This is a genomic window from Aeromonas lusitana (assembly GCF_002812985.1).
Taxonomy (GTDB): domain Bacteria; phylum Pseudomonadota; class Gammaproteobacteria; order Enterobacterales; family Aeromonadaceae; genus Aeromonas; species Aeromonas lusitana.
In genome coordinates this window covers 53,351-75,466 of sequence record NZ_PGCP01000019.1, presented here as the reverse complement: position 1 = coordinate 75,466, position 22,116 = coordinate 53,351, and the positions used below count along the sequence as shown (strand labels likewise).

18 protein-coding genes are annotated in these 22,116 nt (G+C 58.6%); 10 read left to right on the top strand and 8 right to left on the bottom strand.

All coding sequences use genetic code 11. From position 1 onward, the window contains the following. Positions 1-896: 896 nt before the first annotated feature. Positions 897-1,193: a hypothetical protein gene (locus CUC44_RS13095; protein ID WP_100860373.1), complete on the bottom strand. Its 297-nt coding sequence runs from the start codon at positions 1,191-1,193 to the stop codon at positions 897-899. Positions 1,194-1,711: 518 nt separating this feature from the next. Here CUC44_RS13095 and CUC44_RS13090 point away from each other — a divergent pair. The 4 genes from CUC44_RS13090 to CUC44_RS13075 all read left to right on the top strand — a co-directional run bounded on the left by CUC44_RS13090 (position 1,712) and on the right by CUC44_RS13075 (position 8,118). After that, positions 1,712-2,167, top strand: a complete 456-nt coding sequence (locus CUC44_RS13090) for a hypothetical protein (RefSeq protein ID WP_100860372.1) — start codon at positions 1,712-1,714, stop codon at positions 2,165-2,167. Positions 2,168-2,305: 138 nt separating this feature from the next. Then, positions 2,306-4,753, top strand: a complete 2,448-nt coding sequence (gene hsdR, locus CUC44_RS13085; RefSeq protein ID WP_100860371.1) for an EcoAI/FtnUII family type I restriction enzme subunit R — start codon at positions 2,306-2,308, stop codon at positions 4,751-4,753. Positions 4,754-4,852: 99 nt separating this feature from the next. Next, positions 4,853-6,343, top strand: a complete 1,491-nt coding sequence (locus CUC44_RS13080) for an N-6 DNA methylase (protein ID WP_100860370.1) — start codon at positions 4,853-4,855, stop codon at positions 6,341-6,343. Next, complete coding sequence (locus CUC44_RS13075) at positions 6,343-8,118, top strand: restriction endonuclease subunit S (RefSeq protein ID WP_100860369.1); 1,776 nt, start codon at positions 6,343-6,345, stop codon at positions 8,116-8,118. Before CUC44_RS13080 ends, CUC44_RS13075 begins: the two co-directional genes overlap by 1 nt. A 1,048-nt stretch (positions 8,119-9,166) precedes the next feature. On the opposite strand, the gene CUC44_RS13065 is transcribed toward CUC44_RS13075, so the two are convergent. Then, complete coding sequence (locus CUC44_RS13065; RefSeq protein ID WP_167388897.1) at positions 9,167-9,598, bottom strand: GNAT family N-acetyltransferase; 432 nt, start codon at positions 9,596-9,598, stop codon at positions 9,167-9,169. A 182-nt stretch (positions 9,599-9,780) separates the two neighbouring features. On the opposite strand from CUC44_RS13065, the gene CUC44_RS13060 reads away from it, so the two are divergent. Both CUC44_RS13060 and CUC44_RS13055 read left to right on the top strand, forming a co-directional pair. After that, on the top strand, positions 9,781-10,281 hold the full coding sequence (locus CUC44_RS13060; protein WP_100860366.1) for an SRPBCC family protein: 501 nt from the start codon (positions 9,781-9,783) through the stop codon (positions 10,279-10,281). Positions 10,282-10,561: 280 nt separating this feature from the next. Further along, positions 10,562-11,599 carry a GGDEF domain-containing protein gene (locus CUC44_RS13055; RefSeq protein WP_100860365.1) on the top strand — a complete coding sequence of 346 codons (1,038 nt, stop codon included), beginning with the start codon at positions 10,562-10,564 and terminating at the stop codon, positions 11,597-11,599. A gap of 89 nt (positions 11,600-11,688) precedes the next feature. Here the strand turns inward: CUC44_RS13055 and CUC44_RS13050 are convergent, their stop codons facing one another. Together CUC44_RS13050 and CUC44_RS13045 are read right to left on the bottom strand one after the other, a co-directional pair. Further along, complete coding sequence (locus tag CUC44_RS13050; RefSeq protein WP_100860364.1) at positions 11,689-12,195, bottom strand: GNAT family N-acetyltransferase; 507 nt, start codon at positions 12,193-12,195, stop codon at positions 11,689-11,691. A gap of 116 nt (positions 12,196-12,311) precedes the next feature. Further along, positions 12,312-13,562: a GNAT family N-acetyltransferase gene (locus CUC44_RS13045; protein ID WP_100860363.1), complete on the bottom strand. Its 1,251-nt coding sequence runs from the start codon at positions 13,560-13,562 to the stop codon at positions 12,312-12,314. A gap of 288 nt (positions 13,563-13,850) precedes the next feature. Here CUC44_RS13045 and CUC44_RS13040 point away from each other — a divergent pair, with 288 nt between their 5' ends. From CUC44_RS13040 to CUC44_RS13030, 3 genes are read left to right on the top strand one after another with little or no spacing between them, the layout of a single operon-like run. Beyond that, on the top strand, positions 13,851-14,669 hold the full coding sequence (locus CUC44_RS13040) for a DUF3100 domain-containing protein (protein WP_100860362.1): 819 nt from the start codon (positions 13,851-13,853) through the stop codon (positions 14,667-14,669). Next, positions 14,666-15,115, top strand: coding sequence for a hypothetical protein (locus tag CUC44_RS13035; RefSeq protein WP_100860361.1), 450 nt, complete (start codon positions 14,666-14,668; stop codon positions 15,113-15,115). The genes CUC44_RS13040 and CUC44_RS13035 overlap by 4 nt, the downstream gene beginning before the upstream one ends. Beyond that, positions 15,115-16,296 (top strand): M20 metallopeptidase family protein, encoded by a 1,182-nt coding sequence (locus tag CUC44_RS13030; RefSeq protein WP_100860360.1) that lies wholly within the window; start codon positions 15,115-15,117, stop codon positions 16,294-16,296. The genes CUC44_RS13035 and CUC44_RS13030 overlap by 1 nt, the downstream gene beginning before the upstream one ends. Before the next feature lie 328 nt (positions 16,297-16,624). On the opposite strand, the gene CUC44_RS13025 is transcribed toward CUC44_RS13030, so the two are convergent. The 4 genes from CUC44_RS13025 to CUC44_RS13010 all read right to left on the bottom strand — a co-directional run bounded on the left by CUC44_RS13025 (position 16,625) and on the right by CUC44_RS13010 (position 20,675). Next, positions 16,625-17,584, bottom strand: coding sequence for a LysR substrate-binding domain-containing protein (locus tag CUC44_RS13025; protein ID WP_100860359.1), 960 nt, complete (start codon positions 17,582-17,584; stop codon positions 16,625-16,627). Beyond that, on the bottom strand, positions 17,584-18,222 hold the full coding sequence (pdxH, locus tag CUC44_RS13020) for a pyridoxamine 5'-phosphate oxidase (RefSeq protein ID WP_100860358.1): 639 nt from the start codon (positions 18,220-18,222) through the stop codon (positions 17,584-17,586). Before pdxH ends, CUC44_RS13025 begins: the two co-directional genes overlap by 1 nt. A gap of 147 nt (positions 18,223-18,369) precedes the next feature. After that, positions 18,370-18,699 (bottom strand): hypothetical protein, encoded by a 330-nt coding sequence (locus tag CUC44_RS13015; protein ID WP_100860357.1) that lies wholly within the window; start codon positions 18,697-18,699, stop codon positions 18,370-18,372. Further along, positions 18,696-20,675 carry a reprolysin-like metallopeptidase gene (locus tag CUC44_RS13010; protein ID WP_100860356.1) on the bottom strand — a complete coding sequence of 660 codons (1,980 nt, stop codon included), beginning with the start codon at positions 20,673-20,675 and terminating at the stop codon, positions 18,696-18,698. The genes CUC44_RS13015 and CUC44_RS13010 overlap by 4 nt, the downstream gene beginning before the upstream one ends. A 209-nt stretch (positions 20,676-20,884) precedes the next feature. Between CUC44_RS13010 and CUC44_RS13005 the strand changes: the two genes are divergently transcribed. Further along, on the top strand, positions 20,885-22,096 hold the full coding sequence (locus CUC44_RS13005; RefSeq protein WP_100860355.1) for an RsmB/NOP family class I SAM-dependent RNA methyltransferase: 1,212 nt from the start codon (positions 20,885-20,887) through the stop codon (positions 22,094-22,096). Positions 22,097-22,116: the final 20 nt, after the last annotated feature.

Genomic DNA, 22,116 nt, shown 5'->3' with positions numbered 1-22,116 from the left:
AAGTGCTGAGGTAACCAGAGGTAACCTGATGAGGTTCTTATGCTGGTTACCTCGCCTAGTTACCTTGGTTACCTCAAGTTTTTTTCAAGGGTAACCACCTAAAGTCAGTCGTGGCAAGGCTCTCAGGGCAGCGTTACCTCGTTACCCCGGTTACCTCGATTTTTTTCCTATATACAGTGCAACTGGCCAACCGCATCTTTGCAGCGACCGTCTGGCGAAAGCTTGCCCAACGCATGGAAGCGAACTGGCGCCAAAAGTGATCGTCCTTGCCTGTACCCTCATAGGGACCTGTTCCTTGGCCACCTGCTTAACCACCGTCGTCCTGGTATCCCTGCTGCTAGGAGGTGGCTGGTAATAACGCGTGACCAGTGGATCTATCGCAGCACTTCGGGCTGCCGTGAGTGAACGCCGACGTGCCGCGCTGGCAATTAAACAATCGATAACAGATAACGAAAAAGGCTCCGCAGGGCCCTTTGTTTACTCGTCTCGTGTTCGGCATGTCTCATTGCCGGCGCCGTCCGTATGGCAGCGCCGCGTCTCGGTGCCGTGCTTGTCGACGCACACGGTATCCCCTGCGCCGTTCACTCTGCACCGCTCCACCTCGTCGGCGCTCGCGTTCGATACACCGGCGACCAGCAAGGCCGCCAAGATCATGGCTTTAATCGTCTCCCCCTTAGTTAATCCGGTACCCGGTCAGGATATGCGTGCCGCCGTATGGCCACAGCAATGACTCGCCGCGATCGGTGGCTGCCTTGAGCTCCAGTCGAAAGGCTTGGATCTGTGTCACTGTCGCCACGATGCCCCGGGTGCACCCACTGGTCGAGGCTGCGGAATGTCTCGCCGGCTACCTTAACGCCGATCCTGCGGTGTTTCTCTGGGTTGGTCATAGGGCCCCGCTAATAGGTAGTACAGCGCAACGTGCCGAACGATTCGCCGCAGGTTGTTGTCCGGGGCATGTTGTTCTGTAGGGCCTGTTGCTGCTGCCGGGCCTGATTCTCCGCCAGTGTGGTGCGCATCTGCTCCATACTCGCGGCGACGGCAGCCCAGCGTGCCTGATCGGCTTGCTCCATGTTGGCGCAGGTTTCCCAATCATATCCATTCTCTTGCTGGCACTCGGCGATGCGCTCGCCGGGGGTGCTGCAGCCGGTAAGGGTTGCCGCCAGCGCCATGGCTGCCGCGATATTTTTCTTCATTTTTACTTATCTCTTTGTGGTTCGTTAAAGTGGGCTCGAAGCCCTATAAAGGCGGCCCATGCTTCCCGCAGGGCTACGCGGTCAGTTCAACCGGTCAGTGTTGCCAGCAGAGCTGTATACGCAATCGAGGCTTTGATCATGACGATCTATTTTGTGGTTATGGGGAGGCTTTGGCGCAGCGTGTGCTGCGTCACTAGTGCGTTCGGTGTAGGTAAGAGGTGCCCCGAGGCTCTACGGCTCGGTGGCTTTCAGAGGCGCGCGCAGCCTCTCACACTCGTTTTTAGGTATCCAGTGAAACCGTTTGCGCTTGGCAACTTTCAGAAGGTTGTTTGACGCTGATCATGATTACCTCTTTAGTGATAATTTGTTCGATTACTCAACTTGAATGCCTCGGAAGAACTTAGGGCAAATTTTTCACTCGTTAGGTAAATGCGGAGGATGGAAAGAGGTGATCTGAACAACATTCACAGTGGTGATTTGGCAAAGGCACGACATAGCGGCAGGTCAGATTGCCAGGCATGGGTAAGGGGATAAGGGTCTATGTGCTGAGTGAGCGAGTATTGGGTGATGAAGGGGATGGCTTGGAGGATGAACTGTGGGATGACACACCGGCGGAGGTATTTTGCCTGGAGAGCCTGCGAACGGTTGAGCGAGTGAAATGGGACTACCCGCCGGAACAGGTGGCCGATCGGTTCAAGGCGCTACCCGAATTGATGCCACACACCCTGAGTCACTGCCTTCACGAGCTGGCCTACTGGAATGACCTTTACTACCTGCGAAAGGTCTGCGATACAAGTGGCGAGTACGAGCACCGCATGGAGTCGTCTGCCCGAGACAGGTTCATCTTTGGCCTGCTGGCAGAGCTGCGGCCGCGGATCCGGGAAGAAGCCAAGGATACCCTTCGTTACCTGATGGCCAGTGAGCGCCACGATATGCCAGAGGCGGATCTTATTCTGGAAAACCTTGTCAGCTAATGAGGGCCTGTGATGCCTGAGTGCCATATCATTCCAAGGCGTTCCTATTCGTATCCTTAATGAGTCCAAGATCAACCAAATCTTGCTGATTCTATGAGATGATTTCGACTAATACTGTCCCGTATACGGAAATCGCTCATGGCCGAGATTAACAAGGCAACCCTTACCGAAGCCGACATCATCTCCAAATACCTGCTACCAGCAATCAAAGATGCTGGGTGGGATGACTTAACCCAGATCCGCCAGGAGGTGAAGCTGCGAGATGGCAAGGTGGTGGTTCGTGGCCAGGTGGCGGCCCGTAAAAAGGTGAAATCTGCTGATATCGTGCTCTACTACAAGGAGGGCATGCCGTTGGCGGTGATCGAGGCGAAAGCCAACAAGCACCAGATGAGCAAGGGGATACAGCAAGGGCTCGATTATGCCCGCCTGTTGGATGTGCCATTCGTGTTCGCCAGCAACGGGGATGGCTTCGTCTTTCATGACAAGACGAATCTGGCCAAGCTCGAATCTGAAATCGCTTTGGATGATTTTCCAAGCCCGGGTCAGCTATGGGACAAGTTCTGTACCTGGAAGGGCTACACCTCCGCTCAACTTCCCATGATCAGCCAAGACTATTACTCCGATGGTAGTGATAAGAGCCCCCGTTACTATCAACTACAGGCTATAAACAAAACCATCGAGGCGATCTCGAAAGGTGAGGACCGAGTGCTGCTGGTGATGGCTACCGGTACCGGTAAGACCTATACCGCTTTTCAAATCATCTGGCGTCTGTGGAAGCTTGGCGCCAAGAAGCGCATCTTGTTTCTGGCTGATCGCAACGTCTTGGTGGATCAAACTCGCATCAATGACTTCCAGCCCTTTGGCTCTGCCATGGCCAAGGTGACCGGGCGCATCATAGATCCCGCCTATGAGATCCACCTCGCTCTCTATCAGGCGCTCACCGGGCCAGAAGAGGCACAGAAAACCTTCAAGCAGGTCTCCCCGGATTTCTTCGATCTTATTGTAGTGGATGAGTGTCACCGGGGCAGCGCCGCCGAAGACAGTGCCTGGCGTGAAATTCTGGAATACTTTTCATCAGCTACCCAGATTGGACTGACCGCTACCCCCAAAGAGACTGAGACTGTCTCCAACACCGACTATTTTGGTAATCCCGTCTACAACTATTCCCTCAAGGAAGGGATTGAAGATGGTTTTCTCGCCCCCTACAAGGTGGTGCGGGTCGATATCGATATCGATCTGCAGGGATGGCGCCCAACCAAGGGACAGCTAGATAAATATGGCAACCTGATTGAAGACCGGATTTATAACCAGAAGGATTTCGACCGCACTTTGGTGATCGATGAGCGCACTTGGCTGGTGGCAGAGACCATCACTAATTATCTGAAAAAAACCGGTCCCATGGCCAAGACCATCGTTTTCTGTAACGACATCAAGCATGCGGAGCGGATGCGGGAAGCTCTTGCCAACTTGAATCCGGAGCAAATGGTTAAAGATGATCGTTATGTGATGAAAATCACAGGCGACGATGAGTTGGGCAAAGCCCAGCTCGACAACTTCATCAATCCCAAGAGGGATTATCCTGTCATCGCCACGACCTCCGAGCTGATGAGCACAGGTGTAGATGCCAAAACCTGCAAGCTGATAGTGCTGGATCAGAACATTCAGTCCATGACTAAATTCAAGCAGATCATTGGCCGTGGAACCCGTATAGACGATAAGTACGACAAACTCTGGTTCACCATCCTCGACTTCAAGAAAGCCACTGAGCTATTTGCTGATCCTCATTTCGATGGTGATCCTGTACGGGTCATCGTTACCAAGCCGGAAGCAATTAATAACCCTGATGATGGCCTTAGCGACATCATCGATGGTGCAGATCCCTTACCAGCAGATGAGGGGGGGGATGGGAGTGAGCCGGGAGCGGTTGGCAGTACAGGGGAAGGAGCAGGAACCTATACCACAGGTAGCACGGGTGGCCCCTTTGACCCAACAGGCGATCCTCAGTCGGAAGTCCGCAAGTATTTTGTCAATGGTGTTCCCGTCAGTATCATTGCCGAGCGGGTGCAGTATTACGATGCCGATGGCAAGTTGGTGACCGAGTCGTTCAAGGATTACACCCGTAAGACCTTGCTCAAGGAGTGCGCTACCCTTGATGACTTCACTAGACGTTGGCAGGCTGCTGAGCGCAAGCAGGCCATCATGGATGAGCTGGCCCAGGCTGGGGTGTTGTGGGAAGTCCTGAGTGCCGAAGTGGGTCAAGAGCTCGACCCGTTCGACCTTATCTGCCATGTGGTATACGATCAGCCGCCGCTGACCCGCCGCGAGCGGGCCGACAACGTCAAAAAGCGTAACTACTTCACCAAGTACAACGAGACCGCTCAGCAAGTGCTGACAAATCTGCTCGACAAATATGCTGACCAAGGCGTTACCGAAATAGAAACCAAGGATGCGCTCAAAGTCGCCCCCTTTACCGAGCTGGGGCGTCCGCTGGAATTGGCCAAAAAAGGCTTTGGTGGCCCCCAACAGTTTGAGCAGGCCATCACCGAACTGGAGCAAGAGATCTACAGCGAGCAACAGCGCGCCTGACGGTCTCCCAGCAATAGAACAGTAACCCGAGTGGCCATACAGACTATGGCCACTCGTTTTTATCGATGTTTCTGACGTCTTCGCAAGAAAGAGAAAACCATGTCATCCATCAGCTCAGTCATCAAATCTATCCAGGACATCATGCGCAAGGACGCAGGTATCGACGGCGACGCCCAGCGCCTAGGCCAACTCTCCTGGCTGCTGTTCCTTAAAATCTTCGATGCTCAGGAAGAGGAGTTGGAATTTGAACAGGGTAGTGAATATCGCCACCCTATTCCCGAGCGCTTCTTGTGGCGTAATTGGGCAGCCGATGGTGAAGGGATCACTGGTGATGAACTGCTCGACTTCATTAACGACGATCTGTTTGATAGCCTGAAAAATCTGCCTGTCAGCATCAAACTCAATCCCCGTGGCTTTGTGGTGAAAGAGGCGTTCTCCGATGCCTTCAACTACATGAAAAACGGCACTCTACTGCGCCAGGTGATCAACAAGCTCAACGAAATCGACTTTACCGACAGCAGCGAGCGTCACCTGTTTGGTGATATCTACGAGCAGATCCTGCGTGACCTTCAGAGCGCTGGTAACGCCGGTGAGTTTTACACCCCGCGCGCAGTGACCCGCTTTATGGTCAACCGTATCGACCCCAAATTGGGGGAGAGGATCATGGACCCGGCTTGCGGTACCGGTGGTTTCCTGGCTTGCGCCTTTGACCATGTGAAAGAGCACTACGTCCAATCCGTCAGCGACCACCAAACTCTGCAGCAGCAGATCCTAGGGGTGGAGAAGAAGCAACTGCCCCATCTGCTTTGCACCACCAATATGCTGCTTCATGGCATTGAAGTACCGGTTCAGGTTCGCCACGGTAACACCCTCAACCAACCGCTCTCCAGTTGGGACAGCGATATCGATGTCATCCTGAGTAACCCACCCTTTGGTGGCACCGAAGAGGACGGCATCGAGCAAAACTTCCCCGCAGACATGCGCACACGTGAGACTGCCGACCTCTTCTTGCAACTCATCATCGAGGTGCTGAAAAAAGGCGGCCGCGCCGCCGTGGTGCTGCCCGATGGCACCCTGTTTGGCGAAGGGGTCAAGACCAAGATCAAGCAACTGCTCACCAGCGAGTGCAACCTGCACACCATTGTGCGCCTGCCCAACGGTGTCTTTGCCCCCTATACCGGTATCAAGACGAATATCCTGTTCTTCACTAAGGGCCTGCCAACCAAAGATATCTGGTTCTATGAACATCCCTACCCGGCCGGGGCCAAAAGCTACAGCAAGACCAAGCCGATGAAGTTTGAGGAGTTCGAGACCGAGATCGCTTGGTGGGGTGACGAGGTCGATGGTTTTGCCGCCCGGGTTGAGACCGAGCAAGCCTGGAAGGTGGGCATCGATACCATCATCGAGCGCAATTTCAACCTCGATATCAAAAATCCCCATGTAGGCGAGCAAATAAGCCACGACCCGGACGAACTGCTGGTAAGTTATGCCAACCAGCAGGCTGATATTCAGGTCCTGCGTGATCAGCTGAAAGCCATTCTTGGTGAAGCTCTCGGCAAGGGCGCAGCCAAGCAGGGGGAGCTGGCATAATGGCGATCGAAAGTCTGATTACCGACCACCTGGATCTCTGGACTGCGGCGGCGCGCCCGAAAAGCAGAGCGGGGCGCGGCGGCAATAGCAAGCTGGAACTCACCGGTATCAAAAAGCTGCGCGAACTGATCCTGGAGCTAGCGGTACGCGGCAAGCTGGTCCCGCAAGACCCCAGTGATGAACCGGCCCCCGTGCTGCTGGAGCGTATTACCGCCGAAAAGGCGCAACTGGTCAAAGAGGGAAAAATTAAAAAGCCCAAAGCCTTGCCGGAAATTAGCGAGGAGGATAAGCCGTTTGCATTGCCCGAGGGGTGGGCGTGGGCTGTTATGCCTCAAGTCGTGAAAAATGATAAGTATGCTATCAAGAGAGGGCCTTTTGGTAGTTCGTTGCAAAAATCATTTTTTGTTCGTCAGGGTTATAAGGTTTACGAACAGCAGCATGCAATAAATAATGACTTCTATTGCGGCGAATATTATATAAGTGATAACAAATTTGAGGAGCTCAAAGCATTTGAGGTAAAGCCTTTTGATTTGATAATAAGTTGTTCTGGAACTGTAGGCAAGGTTGCTGTCGCTCCTTTAGATATGGAACCTGGCATTATAAATCAAGCATTACTAAAGATATCTCTCAATACTCTCGCGTTAACAAATGAATATTTTAAAGTTCTTTTTCCAGCGTACTTTATGAAGACTGAAACACTATCAGAACTTCAAGGCACAGCTCAAAAAAATATGGTATCTGTAGATGTATTGAAAAATGAACCCTTCCCGTATCCACCAATCGATGAGCAACACCGCATCGTTGCCAAAGTCGATGAGTTAATGGCCCTCTGCGACCAGTTGGAGCAGCGCAGCGAATCACAGCTGGCTGCCCATCAGGCGTTGGTGGAGACCCTGCTCGCCACGCTGACAGACAGTGCCGATGTCGATGAACTGGCGCAAAACTGGGCACGGCTAAGCACTCACTTCGATACTCTCTTCACCACCGAGGCCAGCATCGACGCCCTCAAGCAGACCATCCTGCAACTGGCTGTAATGGGCAAGTTGGTGCCGCAAGACCCGACCGACGAACCCGCCTCCGCCCTGCTGGCCCGCATCGCCGCCGAAAAGGCCAGACTAGTTAAAGAAAAGAAAATTAAAGCACAAAAACTACTACCGCCAATCGCTGAAGATGAAAAACCGTTTTCACTGCCGCAAGGATGGGAGTGGGTGAGGTTGCAGCAGGTAGTAACAATTTTAGGAGATGGGCTTCATGGCACTCCTAATTATGATAGTAATGGTGAATATTTCTTTGTGAATGGTAACAATTTAGAAAACGGTCGTATACTAATAAAACCTGATACAAAACGTGTTAATAAATCTGAATTTGAAAAATACCAAAAGCCTCTAACTGATAGAACTATATTGGTTTCTATTAATGGCACCTTGGGTAAGGTGGGATTCTACTCTGATGAGAAAATAGTTCTAGGTAAAAGCGCATGCTATTTCAATTTAAGCGAATTGTTATCTAAACCGTATATTAAGAGGGTGATTGAGTCGTCGTATTTTGTTGATTATGCATTTTCGAAAGCAACTGGTAGCACTATAAAGAATTTGGGTTTGAAAGCTATGAATGAATTTTCTATAGCCTTACCCCCTGTGGAGGAAATGAATCGTATTGTTGCCAAAATAGATCAGTTAATGGCCATCTGCGACCAACTTAAAGCCAGTTTGCAAACCAGCCAGCAAACCCAGCTTGCCCTGGCCGAGTCGCTGGTGGAAGAAGCTCTTAGCTGATGACAAATCCCCAGCAATGTTAGGTGTTGGACTGCTGATTGAACCGTAACAGGGGGGCTGGATTGTCCAGCAGGGTGCCTAGCGCCCCTTCCTTTGCTCATTTGTGGGCATGCATAGCTGGATAAAGGTCTCATGTTCTCAACCGAAGTCGGCTATGCTTCCTGCCGCCATCTGGTGGGCTCTGTTCATGCGGCGCCATTCCCTGGCCATTAGCTGTGCTCACCAGATGGCCCTCTACATAGACTGTGTCGTGGTTTCCCTGACCCAGTCCATGCTCCTCCGCTCCGATAGCGGTAACTCCGCACCTAACTCGACGGGGCTCCGTTACACCCGGTACCGCCACTGACCGCAAACTCCGCGCCTAAGCCGGCAGAAAGCCAAGGGGGTGATGGAGAGTTCCTGCCACGGCAGGTGAAACAACCTCCCACCGCAACCGAATGAACCGTCCCTCCTGGGCCGGCCACTTGCCTCTATCAGTACCTGTGCAATCCCCTCTGAACTGCGCACTACAAACTGCGCAAATTGCGCACTTCCCTGCGCACTGGAGCTGCGCAAAAACGAAATACAACGGACAGACCAATATAGGATGTTCGAGGCGTGGCAAGGCTTGGGGAGGAGATGAGGGTTCTGGAGATTGCACAATTGCGCAGAACTGCGCAAAACGAATTACATCGGCGCAAAGAACAACACGGTGAGTATGAATCGTGGGATCCGGGGCTATCGGGATTTGAACCCGCATCCCGAGAAGTGCGTCGCGAGTGCTCGAAGTAGCCGGAAATCTGGCTGGCTTTTCCGCAGGGTAGACCGGTACGCCTCAATGGCAAAAATGTGGGGTGGCTTATTCGTCAGTAACACCAACGGCAACACCATAGCTCTAGATCACATCATTAAATCATTTAAAATCAATATCATGAGTCATTGATTCAGACTCCCCCAGCCCAAACGTTTGGAAAGGGCCACTTCGCAAGAAGTGGCCCTTTTTATATCCGGTTGATCTCATTTCTAACAGAAACCCTGAGGGAAATCGCGTCTGCTGTGGGTTACTGGATCAGTTACCCGCCTCCAGGGTCAGCCGCCGCCAAGGGCCTGTGATGTCACAATGGCCCGTCTCGTCCGTGTTTTCCCAACCCAACCGGTGATAGAAAGCCAGCGCCGTGGTGTTGCGGGTAGCCACCTTGAGGGAGGCCGGTTGCTTGAATCCGGCCAGCCCCTCGGCCAACAGGGCGCGCCCCACTCCCTGCCCGTGCCAGTCCGCTGTCACATACAGGTGATGCACGAAGCTGTCCTTGCCCCAAATCGAGATGAAGCCGCAAGGGGCGCCTCCTTGCTCCGCCACCCAAATTTGTTCGCCCTGGGTCTGCTCGGCGAAATCCTCCAGCAGGAACAAGGAGGGTTCGACCCAATGAAAGGCCTGCCGCCGTCCCTTGAGAAAGAGTTGCGCCAGTATGGGCGCATCCGTATCTCGCATCATTCTGATCATGAAGACATCCTTGGTTTCCTTGGTCATCAGTGCCCACTCTCGATGGATCCCGTTGTCATGTCAAATGGGCAGCGTGGACCCTCTTGAATACATAATGGTGTGACCCATGCCTGCCTATTTTATCGCCCCAAGGGCTATACTGCCTGGGTCCCGTCCATGACTGGTTTGAGGTTCACTGATTTATGGATAACAAGCAAATAGAAGGCAGTATCCTGGTGCCGGCTCACATCGATGATGTCTGGCGCGCCTGGACCACGGAGAGCGGCCTGCGCAGCTTCCTGGCCCCCGAGTGCCTGATGGTGCCGGAGCCCAACGGTCCTTTCGAGATCTATTTCAGACCCGACGCCCCTCTCGGCGAGCGCGGTAGCGAAGGCTGCCGGGTGATGGCCGTCATGCCCCACGATCTGTTCAGCTTCAGCTGGAATTTCCCCTCCCAGTTCCCCCATATCCGCCAGCAGAAGACCCAGGTCAGCCTGCGCTTCGTGCCGGAAGGGCAAGGCACCCGGCTCCATTTCCTGCAGACCGGCTGGGCCAACGATCCGGACTGGGATCAGGGCTATGCCTATTTCAGGGAGGAGTGGCTGGAGCTCAGCCTGCCCAGGTTGCAGTACCGTTTCACCCACGGCCCCATCGACTGGAACAATCCGCCGGACAAATCGCAACTGAAATCCCTGGCGCAATAAGCCGGGCATCACGAGCGGAGAAGTGCCACCAGCGGCCCACAAATGGGCCCAGCCCGGCGGGCAAGCAGAGGGAGCGCCAATCGCTCCCTAATCAAGGCACTCACTCATCCATACAAAGAACATGGTTTATTAACTAAAACAATGAGATAGATCTAAAAAAGCCATCCGAGCGGCTGAATTCGTGCGATGATCCCTGCTAGCAGCAGATGCCTGCCCTGCACAGCAACGACACACAATAACAGCCGCGCCCCAGCGCCACTCCTGGGAACATGAGGTAGCCATGTTGATCGAGAAAACACTGCTTGAGCAATTCAACATCAATGAGATCGAAATCCAACGCCGGATGGAGCTGTTCAAGCTGACACAAGGTGAGCTGGACCTGCTCGCCGCGCAGCAGCCCATCATAGAGCAGCACCTCGACAGCCTGGTCGCCAAGTTCTACGACAAACAGACGCAGTTTGACGAGATTGCGCTGCTGATCGGTGACGCCGATACCCTGCAGCGCCTGCGCAATGCCCAGCGCCGCTATATCCAGGAGCTGTTCTCCGGTCACTACGACAACGCCTATGTCAACAGCCGGCTGCGCATCGGCCTGGTACACAAACGGATCGGGGTCGAACCCAAGCTCTACCTCTCCGCCAGTTGCACCCTCAAGTACCTGGTAGAAGATGTGCTGATCGAGCACATCGCCAATCCGTCCGAGCTGCCCCAGGTGCTGCGGGCCCTCGACAAGCTGATCAGTTTCGATACCGCCCTGGTGTTTGACACCTATATCGGCACCCTGCTGAGCGCGGTGGAGAATGCCAAGAAGCGGATGGAGACCTATGCCCGCGAGCTGGAGGAGAAGTCCAAGATCCTGAGCGCCCATGCGGAGCGCGATCCCCTCACCGAGCTCTACAACAAGCGGGCGATGCAGCGTACCATCATGCGGGAGCTCAATGCCGCCATCCGCCGCAAAAGCTACCTGTCGGTGATCTACATCGACGTCAACAAGTTCAAGTTCATCAATGACACCTTCGGCCATGCCAAAGGCGACGAGGTCCTGCAGACCCTGGGACAGGCGATCACCGAGAGCTGCCGCACGTCGGACTTCCCGTGCCGGATCGGCGGGGATGAGTTCTGCGTGATCCTGCCGGAGGCGAGCAGGGCCACCGCCTTGCACATAGGCGATCGCATCGAGGCCGCCTTCACCACCGCCTATCCCGAATACTCCATCAGCATCGGTATCTGCGTGACCGGGAACGAGAGCTTTGTCAGCGCCAATGAGCTGATCGAGGGGGCCGACAAGGCGATGTACGAGGCCAAGCAGCAGTCCTGAATGCAGCTCCCCTTCCCATAAAGCACAACGCCGTTCACTCAAGAGTGAACGGCGTTGTCAGGTGCAGAGGGCTCCCGAGGGAGTGAGCCTTACTCCTCTTCCATCTCGTCGAACAGGGGGTGATAGAGCACCTCTCCCTGCAGGCCTTCGAGGCCACCGGGTTGCAGCTCCATCGCCATGAAGCAGTCGGCGGGCACCTCGTAGATGCAGTTCAGGCCAAACTCACTGGCCGGGCGGAAACCGAAACGGGCGTAGTAGGCGGGATCGCCGAGTACCACCACCGCCTTCCAGTCCATCTCCAGCGCCGTGTCCAGCCCCTCGCGCACCAGATCCGAGCCGATACCCTGTCCCTGCCAGTCCGGATGCACCGCCACCGGCGCCAGGCCGAGCCAGGGGCCCTCCTGCCCGTTAATGGTGATCGGGCTCAGCAACAGGTGCCCCATGAACTCGTACTCCTCCTCCTCGACCATGGTGACCACGGCGGCGCCACACTCGCGCAGGCGATTGACCAGCTCGGCCTCGTCGCTACGGCCAAAGGCGGCACTCACCAGTTCATAGACAGGCAACATGTCACCGGGGCGCTCGGTTCTCAACATACAGCGTTACTCCTCGTACGGCAGGATGGCCATTATTTCACAGAAGTTGTGCTCGACTTGAATGGCTTTATCCGAAAATGGGAGGGCGGACTCAGGAAAACGAATGGCGAAGCCCCTCATCCAGGTCGATTGCCGGCCGACGCCGGGTCCAGCAACCCCAGCAGGTAGCCGAGCCCCAGCTCCCCCCGCTCCTTGAGCAAGACCCCGTGTTTGTGGGTCCAGGCCAGGGGCCCCTGCTGCGCCAGCCAGGAGAGAGGGTGACGCCGGACTATTAGGCCGCTCGCCCGATCCGCATCCCGGCCTACCACGCTTTTGGTGTCATCCATAAACAGGGCCAGTTCGGGAGCACCCTCCCTCCCCCGAGTCCAGTCGCCATGACCTATGGCCACCACCACCCGGGGATCCGCGAGAAGCGGCTCCAGGCTTGCCCGCACGTCCTCCGCCACCATGAGGGGGCAATCGAGCCGCCAGTGGCTCAACTCGCCGGCCTGGCGATCCGCTCCCGGGCGTCGCCCGATATAGCGCATGCCAATCTTGCCCATCACCCGGGCGGAGGCGAGATTGTCCGGCATGTGGCGGGCGGTCAGGGCGGGCAGTTGCAGCCGCTCGAACCCAAACGACTTGACCAGGGTCGCCGCCCGGGTGGCGAGCCCCCGGTTCTGCCAGGGGACCCCCACCCACCAGGCCAGCTCGCCGTTCCAATGCAGCGAGATGACCCCGATCAGGGGAGCGACCCCGGCATCCTCCGGCAGACTCAGGGCCCAGGTCCAACCCAGCCCGAGCGCCGCCTTGCGCCCGCTCATGGCGAGCCAGTCCCGGGCGGCTTCCGGCGGATAGGGGTGGGGAATGTTGAGGGTGTAGCGGGCGAGCGCGGCATCGGCGCAGTAATGGGCGATGTCGGCCTCGTCTTCCGGCCGAAGTGGCCGCAGCACCAGGCCGGGGGCTGGCGATGCCCCGGATTCACGCAGCTCGGGGATGATCAGACGCCGGGCAAGCAGGCGCCCCAGCACATCGGCCAGGTCATCGTTTGGACCGAGCGTCAGATCCGCGCCCACGGGCCCCAGGGTGAGCAGGCCGCTCTCCTTGGCCAGGGTCAGCAGGGCGCAGGAGGCGCTGATCAGGATCTGATGGCTGGGATCCTTGGCCATGAGGGGCGCCTCGTCCCCATCCAGCCAGGCGGCGAGCAAGGCGCTGGCAGAGAGGGTGCCGTCCGGTGGGCAGGCCACCCAGGGCGCGACCTCATCTTCGGGATAGCGCCCGCCTCGCCTGCTCTGCAGCAGCTGCCAACGGTTCCCCTGCCCGCGCCATGCCTGCAGGGCCACCAGCCAGTGAGGCTGCCAGAGCCCCCCCTCGATTAACAACTCCATCCTTCCCCCTGCGCACTCACGGATCCACCCATGACCTTGTTCGGTAACACGGGGCACGAGCCCACATCCGACCCGCCAGATACCGGTTTGTTCATGCAGCATAGCCTGCTGCTAATTCGCTGTTAAACCCTATGTTCGACATGGTTAAACGGCATACCCCATGAAAAAATGCCATATGTCCACCTTGATGAACGTCACATTAATGGGGTCTCTCCCTTCCTATCATGCCCCCATAGTGCGCCGCCCGCCCAGGCGCATGTATGACAACGCATAACAAGAGAACACACTATGCAGCAATCCAACCCCTTCAAAACGGTGTTAGTCAGTACCCTGGCGACCGCCCTGCTGATCTTCGTGGCCCAATACCTGATTGGGAAGCAGGAGATCAAGATTGGCATCGCCATCATCCCCATCCTGCCCATGTTGTTTGCCGTCATCATCGGCATGATAGTCTCCGCCAAACCGGTCAAGGATCGCATCCCCGGCTGGAAGAAGCTCTTTACCGAGAAAGAAGAGGGCTTCTGCGGCAAGATGGTGGGCTTCAGCCTGCTGATCCTCGGCACCCAGTATGCCGGCATGATCATCCCCAACCTCAAGATGATCCTGAGCGTTGGGGTGCCGCTCTTCCTACAGGAAATCGGCAACCTCTTGCCCATCCTCATCGCCATCCCGCTGGCGGTGAAGTTCGGCTTCGGCCGCCGCGCCATCGGGGCCTGCTCCTCCATCAGCCGTGAGCCCTCGGTCGCCGTCATTCAAGGCAAGTTCGGCACCGGCTCCCAGGAGTACATAGGCGTGCTCGCCATCTACCTGTGCGGCTCCGTCATCGGCACCCTCTGGTTCAGCGTGCTCGGCAGCATAGCGCCGCTCACCGGCCTGCACCCGCTGGCCCTGGCCGCCGGCTCAGGGGTGGGTTCGGGCTCCATGCTGAGCGCCGCCTCCGGTGCCCTCATCAACGGTCTGGATGAGGCACTGGCCCAGCAGGTGCTGAGTATCGCCGCCGCCTCCAACCTGCTCTCCTCGGCCCTTGGCGCCCTCTCCCTCACCTATCTGGGACTGCCGCTCGCCGAAAAAATCTTCGCCATCTCTTCCAAAGGAGAGCAAGCATGAAAAGCATCGTGATGGATATGCGGTTCGTCTTCCTGGCGATCCTGCTGGCCATGTTTACCCAGACCCTGACTAGCGGCCTGCCGCTGTGGCAGATGGGGGACAGCTTCGTCGCCATGGCCCTGGTGGTGTTCGCCTCCCTGGTCGCCAAGCGCTACCTGCCCTCCTCCCTGCCGGCCTTTGCCTATGCCACCATCATCGGCATCCTCATCTGCCTGCCGGAGACGCCGGTGCGCGGCCTCTTCATCGACGCCGTGGCGAAGATCTCCTTCCTCTCCTGCTGCGTGCCGCTGCTGGCCTTCGCCGGCCTCTCCGTCGGCGGTCAGCTCGAGGAGCTCAAGAAGATGTCCTGGAAGGTGATCCTCATCTTCATGATTGTCTCCACTTGCTGCTTCTTCGGCGCCTCTCTGGTTGCCCAACTCGGCTTCTCCATTCAAGGGATCATCTGATGCACCATTACCACATAGAACCTGACCTGCTTGCCCTGCGTGACTTCAGCTGCGAGGTGCGCCACCACCTGCACAGCATCCCGGAATACTCGGGTGCCGAGTTCAAGACCTCGGCCTACTGCCGCGCCCTGATGGCAGAGCTTGGCTACCGCATCACCGACTACCCCGGTTTCACCGGTTTTCACGGCGACCTGAGTATCGACCCCAGCCTGCCCACAATCGCGTTTCGCGCCGACATGGACGGCCTCGAGATGCACGACATGAGCGAGGTGACGTTCAAGTCCACCCACGAGGGGATGGCCCACAACTGCGGTCACGACTCCCACATGGCGATTGCGCTGACCACAGCCAAGTTCCTGGCCGCTCACCAGGAGCGGCTGCAATACAATGTGCGCATTATCTTCCAGATGGCCGAAGAAGACATGCGGGTGCCGGGCGCCGGCAAGATGGTGGAGCTCGGCTGCATGGCGGGGGTGGACGAGGTCTACGCCCTGCACAACGACGGCGCCATGGAGACGGGCACCATCAAGTTCAACCAGGGGGTCATGTCCTCCTGGGGCTCAGCCTGGACCCTGGAGGTGCACGGCATCTCGGCCCACGGCTCGACCCCCCACAAGGGGCTGGACGCCATCCGCGAGGCGGTGCGCATCATAGAGGACATGGACTATATAGTCGCCAAGCGCACCAGCCCGTTCAGCCCGGCGGTGTTTGGCTGCGGCATGATCAACGGCGGCACCATCCCCAACGCGGTGGCCGATCACGTGCAGGCCCGGGGCACCATACGTGCCATGGATGCCGAGACGGATCAGATCCTCAAAAACAGCTTCAAGGACATGGTCGCCCAGAGCGAGCTGCGCGGCTTCAAGACCAGCATGAGCTATGCCGGCTACCCGGCGGTGGAGAACCACGGCGCCGCCTGCGCACGGCTGCAACAGGCTGCCGCCGGCGTGTTGCCCGCCGAGGGCATCAATGCCCAGGGCCAGCCCATGACCGGCAGCGAGGATTTCAGTTACATGATCAACGCCACCCCGAACCGCATGGGGGCCATGTTCTTCCTCGGCAGCGGCTGCCAGGCCAAGGGGATCTGCAACTACCTGCACGCGAACCCCTACTACCTGGACGACGACTGCCTGCTTATTGGAGCCCAGATCTTCGTCAATCTGGCGACTGGGAACGCCTGAGGGACAAGGGGGGGATATGCAACTACCTGCAATGTCCATTCCCCTACTACCCGGACGATGACTGCCTGCTGATCGGCGCCCAGATCTTCGTCAACCTGGCGGCCCAGGCGGCTTGAGGGCAACCCTGAGCCACCGCGTCACCAGAGCTGGGTAAGGAGTCGCGTCAATCTCGCCTGCGACCCGGGCGATCGCCAGTTCATCGGTGAACGGATCGTCGACAATACGATGCCCCAGGCAGATGAATCACTGCCATCAAGCAAAAAGAGAGGTCATTGGCCTCTCTTTTCTCGTTATGGCAGTTGTTTTATCCACCACAGAGCTATCTATCTCACAGCCAGGGCAGGGTCGCCAGCTGGGTGGCCTGGGGCTGATTGAGGAGGGAGAGCTGCACCGTCTCCCGGCTCACGTGGGGGGCGAAGAGATGAATGAAGTCATACATGTAGTCTCGCAGGTGGGCATGCCTGCGCAGGCAGACGTGGGCCACGCTGGAAGCGATCAGGTGATCGATGTTGAGCGCAACGAGATTCTCCTTGTCCCCCTCGTCGAAGGCGGCGGTGGCGATCACCCCCACCCCCATGCCGAGGCGCACATAGTGTTTGATGATGTCGGTGTCGGTCGCGGTCAGCACGATGCGGGGGCTCAGCCCATGGCGGCCGAACGCCACGTCCATCTTGGAGCGACCGGTGAAGCCGAACACATAGGTGATGAGGGGGTAGCGGGCCAGATCCCCCATGGAGAGCGGCTGACAGTCGAGCAGCGGATGACCGTGGGGCACCACCACGCTGCGGCCCCAGCGGTAGCAGGGCACGGCGGCCAGCTCGTCGAACAGGTGCATGGACTCGGTGGCGATGGCCATCTCCACGTCCCCGTTTTGCACCATCTGGGCGAGCTGGGCCGGCGCCCCCTGATGCAGGTGGATGGTGACCTCGGGGTAGCGGCGGGAGAAGGCGGTGATGGCCGCCGGCAGCTTGTAGCGCGCCATGGTGTGGGTGGTGGCGATGCGCAGCACACCGCTGGTGGCGAGCTGCTCGCGCGAGGAGAGCTGGCCTATCTGATCCACCTGGGCCACCACCCCCTTGGCCAGCTCCATCACCTGCTCCCCCATGGGAGTCAGGCCGACCAGATTCTTGCCCTTGCGGGTGAACAGCGCCAGCCCCAGCTCATCTTCCAGCATCTTCATCTGCTTGCTGAGGGTCGGCTGGGAGGTGTAGAGCTTCTCCGCCGTCGCCGAGATGTTGAAGTTGTTCTTCACTATCTCGGTGAAGTTCTTGAGCCTGGCTATGTTCATCAGGGCGCCAGGCGCTCTATGTGCCAGCCTTCCCCTTCCCGGCTGTAGTAGAAGCGATCGTGCAGGCGGTGCTCGCCTCCCTGCCAGAACTCCACGGTATCGATAACCACCCGGTAGCCACCCCAGAAACTCGGCAGCGGCACCTCGCCCTTGGCAAACTTCTGCTTGAGCTCGAGGAACTTGGCCTCCAGCACACCGCGCGCCGAGATGCGGGACGACTGCTGGGAGACCCAGGCCGCGATCTGGCTGTCTTTCGGGCGGCTGTGGAAATACTTCATCACCTCCAGGGTGCCGAGCTTCTCCACCCGGCCGGTGACATGGACCTGACGGTCCAGGGTGTGCCAAGGGAAGTGCAGGCTGATGCGGGGGTTACCCTCCAGCTGCCCCGCCTTGCGGCTGCCCATGTTGGTGTAAAACACCATGCCCTGGGCGTCGTAGTGTTTCAGCAGCACGGTGCGCTGCCAGGGCTGGCCATCGGCATCCACGGTCGCCACCACCATGGCGGTGGGATCGGTCAGCTTGGCCTCACAGGCCTGGGCCAGCCATTTCTCGAACAGATCCAGCGGCTGGGCCGGCAGATCGGCTCTGTGCAATCCGCCCCTGGTGTATTCACGGCGCAGATCGGCTACGTCCATCATCTTGATTTTCCTTCTCTCTTTGCCGCCCGTGCGGCCCTGCATGGGGGCATTGTGCGACGTGCGCGCCATGGGTACAAGCCTCAAGGGCGCGCCATAAAATGAAAAGGAGGCGCGCGCCTCCTTTTTGTCGATGACGGCCAGGACAGCTTATTGCTTGCCGCTGGTCGCCGCACCCTGGCAGTGGGCCAGCATCCGCTGATTGTACTCGGCGGCGTAGCTGCTGAGTTTGGCGTGCGCCTCCTTTTGCTCGGGCCGTATCACATCCCCCAGGCCATCGAGGTAGCGCACCCCGCAGCGTGCCTTGGCATCGGCTTGTGCCTCCGCCGGAATGCCGGGCGCCACCTCGCCGCGCCCCGCCCGCACGATCAAGCGGTAATCCTGCAGGGCGAGACTCTGCTCCACCGCCTGCTCCAGGGTGCCGGCATCCGCCTGGCAGCCCGCAAGCAGCGTCAACAGCAGGGCGTAACCGGCTCTCATGAGCGTCTCCGTGACCAGCCCAGCAGGGCCAGCGCCAGGGTCCAGAGGCCGAGGACGCCACCACCGCCGCCACCGCTCTCCTCCACCCGCTGGGTCACGGACAACTTGACCGGGCTGATGGCGAAGAAGAGGTTGTCGCTGCAGGCGACCTTCAAGCGGGCTGTGCCATCGTTGCCGGCCGCAATGGTGACGCTGGCCGAGCCCGAGTTCGGCTGGCCGCTCGCGAGCGGGATCCAGCTCGCCCCTTCGTCCCGGGTCATGGCGAGGTCCACCTTGCTGCAGTTGATGGGGGCGGCATTGGTGCCCGCCACTTCCCAGCTGATGGTCTGGTTGTGACCGGCCGCAAGCGGCGTGATGAGCGGGCTGGTCAGGCCGAACGCCTTGCCGGTGTTGACCACCTGGATCTGCATCTCATCGCTGGCCACCCCACCCTTGCCATCCCGGGCCGTGAGGCGGAAGTTGAGCATGCGATTGGTCGTCGGCCAGGCCTCGCCCTTCGCCAGGGTGTTGGAGAGCAGGGAGGGCAGGCTTGGCAGCATGCGCTCCGCCGCCGCGGTCGGCGCCACGAAGCGAAACAGCGGGCGACTGCCATCGTCAATCATGCTGGCGGGGCTGAAGGACTCGGTACCCAGATCGATCTGCTCCCAGGTGTAGGTGAGAGAATCGTTGTCCAGATCCGCACCGGCGCCCTTGAGCAGGAAAGGCGTGTTGGCCGGGATCGCATAATCATTGCCGGCGGCGACCTGAGGCGCATTGTTGGTCAGGCTCAGGCTGGTGCCGCAGGTCGGCACGGCCGCCATACGGGCCCGCATCTGCTCGATGGACTTGCTGTGGAAGTAGGGCAGGCTGTTGGCCTGCAGGTTCTCGGCGCCGCAGATCCCGGCATAGGCCATGATGGAGCTGCCGCTGCCCGGCTCCCAGGCCTGACTCGGGGAGCGGTTGCCGCTGCCGCAGTTGTCTGTGGTGCCGTTGAAGGTGTGCTCGGCGCCGAACTGGTGGCCTATCTCGTGGGCCACGTAGTCGATGAAGAAGGCATCTCCCACCGGATTGGGGGAGCCCGTCATGCCCGCCGATTTTTCACGTCCCCCGCACAGCGAGTCGAGCTGTGCCAAACCGCCGCCCCCTGTGTTGACCACATGGCCGATATCGAAGGCACCTAGCTTGGTACCGGCCTGGCTCTGGGCGTTTTGCTGCACATTGACGTTGATGTCGATGTCATTGTCATCGTTTTGGAAGGGATCCGTGGCGGTATCGACGAAGATGATGGTGTCGTTGCCGCTGGCGAGCTGGAATTCGGCGGCGACGTCACGCTGGTACACCTGGTTCACCCGGTTGAGCATGGTGGCGATGGCGCCAAGCCCGGCCGCGACCGTACCACCGTGATACTGGGTGTACTCCCCCGCCGCCGAGACGGCGATGACGTAGCGCTTGCGCTCGTTGCCGTTCACCAGCACCTGGCGCGCCAGCTTCCTGGCCTCGCTGCCAATCACCTTGTCCGCCTCTTCCTCCAGCCGGGAGTGGGCATCCTGCTGGTAGTAGATGGCATAGCCATCGCCACTGCGCAGGGGATCGACGAACACCGTCTTGCCCTCATGGCTGAACATGGCGTGGAAGCCCTGAGGGCCGAGATCGAAGCGACCCGTGTCGGTCGGCGATACCTTGTTCTGCCCCTTGAAGGTCAGAATATCGGGATATTTTGCCGCCAGGTCTGCTGGCAGCAGATCATAGGGCTGCAGGGTGAACACAACCTCATTGCCATCCGGCAGGGGCAGGGTCAGCTCGCGCTCCCCGGACTTGAGACCGGCGAAGTGATCGGCGGGGACGGTGGCGACTCTATATTGGCTGGCGCGCACCTCATAACCATCGGCGGCGGTGGCACGGGCCAGCACAGTGTTCCACTCCTTGGCAACCAGGCCGGTCGAGGTCATCAGACCGGCGACCAGCAGCGCCAGCGGGGAGTATTTCATCAACTGCATCTTGTTAGTCCTTTTTAATGCGTTCACCCGAACTGCCACGGCATCATTTTCCTGCTGCACAACCAAGTCCAGCACCATCCCCTGTACATTCCCCGTATGGGGATGGTTGCGCCAACTCAGTCTAGCCCCTATCATTGCGCGGATTTGTCCGTTTCAGAACCCCCTCCGTGATGGGGCCGGTTCATCTTTTTTTGGCCAAGGTTAATCTCATGCTCAAGTCCCCACTGTTGCCCCGTTTCGGGGATCTGGTCGTTGCCATCGTTGACGATGTTCTGGCTCAGGGTCTCACCCTCGACCGAGCCTATGCCCGTCACTTCTCCGGCATCGAACTCAAACCGCAAGAACAGGCAAGGATTGCCCTGGTCACCGGCGATCTGTTGCGCCGCCTCAGCCTCTACTGCGCCCTGACCGGCATTCAGGTGCGCCAGGCCGCCAAGAACGTCTGGCCGCTGCTGCACAGCTGGCACGCCTTCCACAAGATAGCTCAGCCCAACCACCCGACGCTGGATCGCTTCAACGAGGAGGCCTTCCGCCGCCGCCTCACCGAGGCCAAGAAGAACCCTGTGCTGATGGACGGCTGCCCGACCTGGCTGGAGAAGCTCGGCAGCGAGCAGCTCGGCGACGCCTGGCCTGCCGAACGTGCCGCCCTGGCCTGGATGCCCAAGCGCTACCTGCGGGTCAACACCCTCAAGGGCACGCGGGAAGAGTTGCAGGCCGTGCTGGCCAAGGAACATATCACCACCATTCCGGTCGAGGGTGTCGCCACCGCCCTGCAGGTGACCTCTGACGCCGCCCTGTTCCGCACCAAGGCCTTCGCCGATGGCTGGTTCGAGCAGCAGGATGCCGGCTCCCAGCTGGTGGCCGCGGCCCTGGAAGTCACCCCTGGCATGCGCGTCATCGACGCCTGCGCCGGTGCCGGTGGCAAGACCCTGCACATCGCCGCCATGATGAACGGCAAGGGCCGTCTGCTGGCGATGGACGTGGAAGAGTGGAAGCTGGAGAATCTCAAGCAACGTGCTCGCCGCGCCGGTGCCCACAACGTGGAGACCCGGGTCATCGAGAGCAGCAAGACGGTCAAGCGCCTCAAGGGCACCGCCGATCGGGTGCTGCTGGACGTGCCCTGCTCCGGGCTGGGTGTGCTCAAGCGCAACCCGGATGCCAAGTGGCGCGACACCGCCGAGCGTCTGCCGGTACTGGTCGCCCTGCAAGAAGAGATACTGCAGCGCTACAGCCAGATGACCAAGGTCGGCGGCATCCTGGTCTACGCGACCTGCTCCATCCTGCCCCAGGAGAACCGCCAGCAGGTGGACAAGTTCCTGGCCGCCAACGACAACTACCGGTTGCTGGATGATCACAGCGTCAGCCCGGCCGCGACCGGCTTCGATGGCTTCTACATGGCGCGCATCGAGCGCATCGGCTGATACCATCGGCTGGAATAAAA

What these genes read in the sequence shown, in the direction of transcription:
- CUC44_RS13095 (WP_100860373.1), bottom strand. Translation starts at nt 1,193, where the DNA reads ATGAAGAAAAATATCGCGGCAGCCATGGCGCTGGCGGCAACCCTTACC.
- CUC44_RS13090 (WP_100860372.1), top strand. Translation starts at nt 1,712, where the DNA reads ATGGGTAAGGGGATAAGGGTCTATGTGCTGAGTGAGCGAGTATTGGGT.
- hsdR (WP_100860371.1), top strand. Translation starts at nt 2,306, where the DNA reads ATGGCCGAGATTAACAAGGCAACCCTTACCGAAGCCGACATCATCTCC.
- CUC44_RS13080 (WP_100860370.1), top strand. Translation starts at nt 4,853, where the DNA reads ATGTCATCCATCAGCTCAGTCATCAAATCTATCCAGGACATCATGCGC.
- CUC44_RS13075 (WP_100860369.1), top strand. Translation starts at nt 6,343, where the DNA reads ATGGCGATCGAAAGTCTGATTACCGACCACCTGGATCTCTGGACTGCG.
- CUC44_RS13065 (WP_167388897.1), bottom strand. Translation starts at nt 9,598, where the DNA reads ATGATCAGAATGATGCGAGATACGGATGCGCCCATACTGGCGCAACTC.
- CUC44_RS13060 (WP_100860366.1), top strand. Translation starts at nt 9,781, where the DNA reads ATGGATAACAAGCAAATAGAAGGCAGTATCCTGGTGCCGGCTCACATC.
- CUC44_RS13055 (WP_100860365.1), top strand. Translation starts at nt 10,562, where the DNA reads ATGTTGATCGAGAAAACACTGCTTGAGCAATTCAACATCAATGAGATC.
- CUC44_RS13050 (WP_100860364.1), bottom strand. Translation starts at nt 12,195, where the DNA reads ATGTTGAGAACCGAGCGCCCCGGTGACATGTTGCCTGTCTATGAACTG.
- CUC44_RS13045 (WP_100860363.1), bottom strand. Translation starts at nt 13,562, where the DNA reads ATGGAGTTGTTAATCGAGGGGGGGCTCTGGCAGCCTCACTGGCTGGTG.
- CUC44_RS13040 (WP_100860362.1), top strand. Translation starts at nt 13,851, where the DNA reads ATGCAGCAATCCAACCCCTTCAAAACGGTGTTAGTCAGTACCCTGGCG.
- CUC44_RS13035 (WP_100860361.1), top strand. Translation starts at nt 14,666, where the DNA reads ATGAAAAGCATCGTGATGGATATGCGGTTCGTCTTCCTGGCGATCCTG.
- CUC44_RS13030 (WP_100860360.1), top strand. Translation starts at nt 15,115, where the DNA reads ATGCACCATTACCACATAGAACCTGACCTGCTTGCCCTGCGTGACTTC.
- CUC44_RS13025 (WP_100860359.1), bottom strand. Translation starts at nt 17,584, where the DNA reads ATGAACATAGCCAGGCTCAAGAACTTCACCGAGATAGTGAAGAACAAC.
- pdxH (WP_100860358.1), bottom strand. Translation starts at nt 18,222, where the DNA reads ATGATGGACGTAGCCGATCTGCGCCGTGAATACACCAGGGGCGGATTG.
- CUC44_RS13015 (WP_100860357.1), bottom strand. Translation starts at nt 18,699, where the DNA reads ATGAGAGCCGGTTACGCCCTGCTGTTGACGCTGCTTGCGGGCTGCCAG.
- CUC44_RS13010 (WP_100860356.1), bottom strand. Translation starts at nt 20,675, where the DNA reads ATGCAGTTGATGAAATACTCCCCGCTGGCGCTGCTGGTCGCCGGTCTG.
- CUC44_RS13005 (WP_100860355.1), top strand. Translation starts at nt 20,885, where the DNA reads ATGCTCAAGTCCCCACTGTTGCCCCGTTTCGGGGATCTGGTCGTTGCC.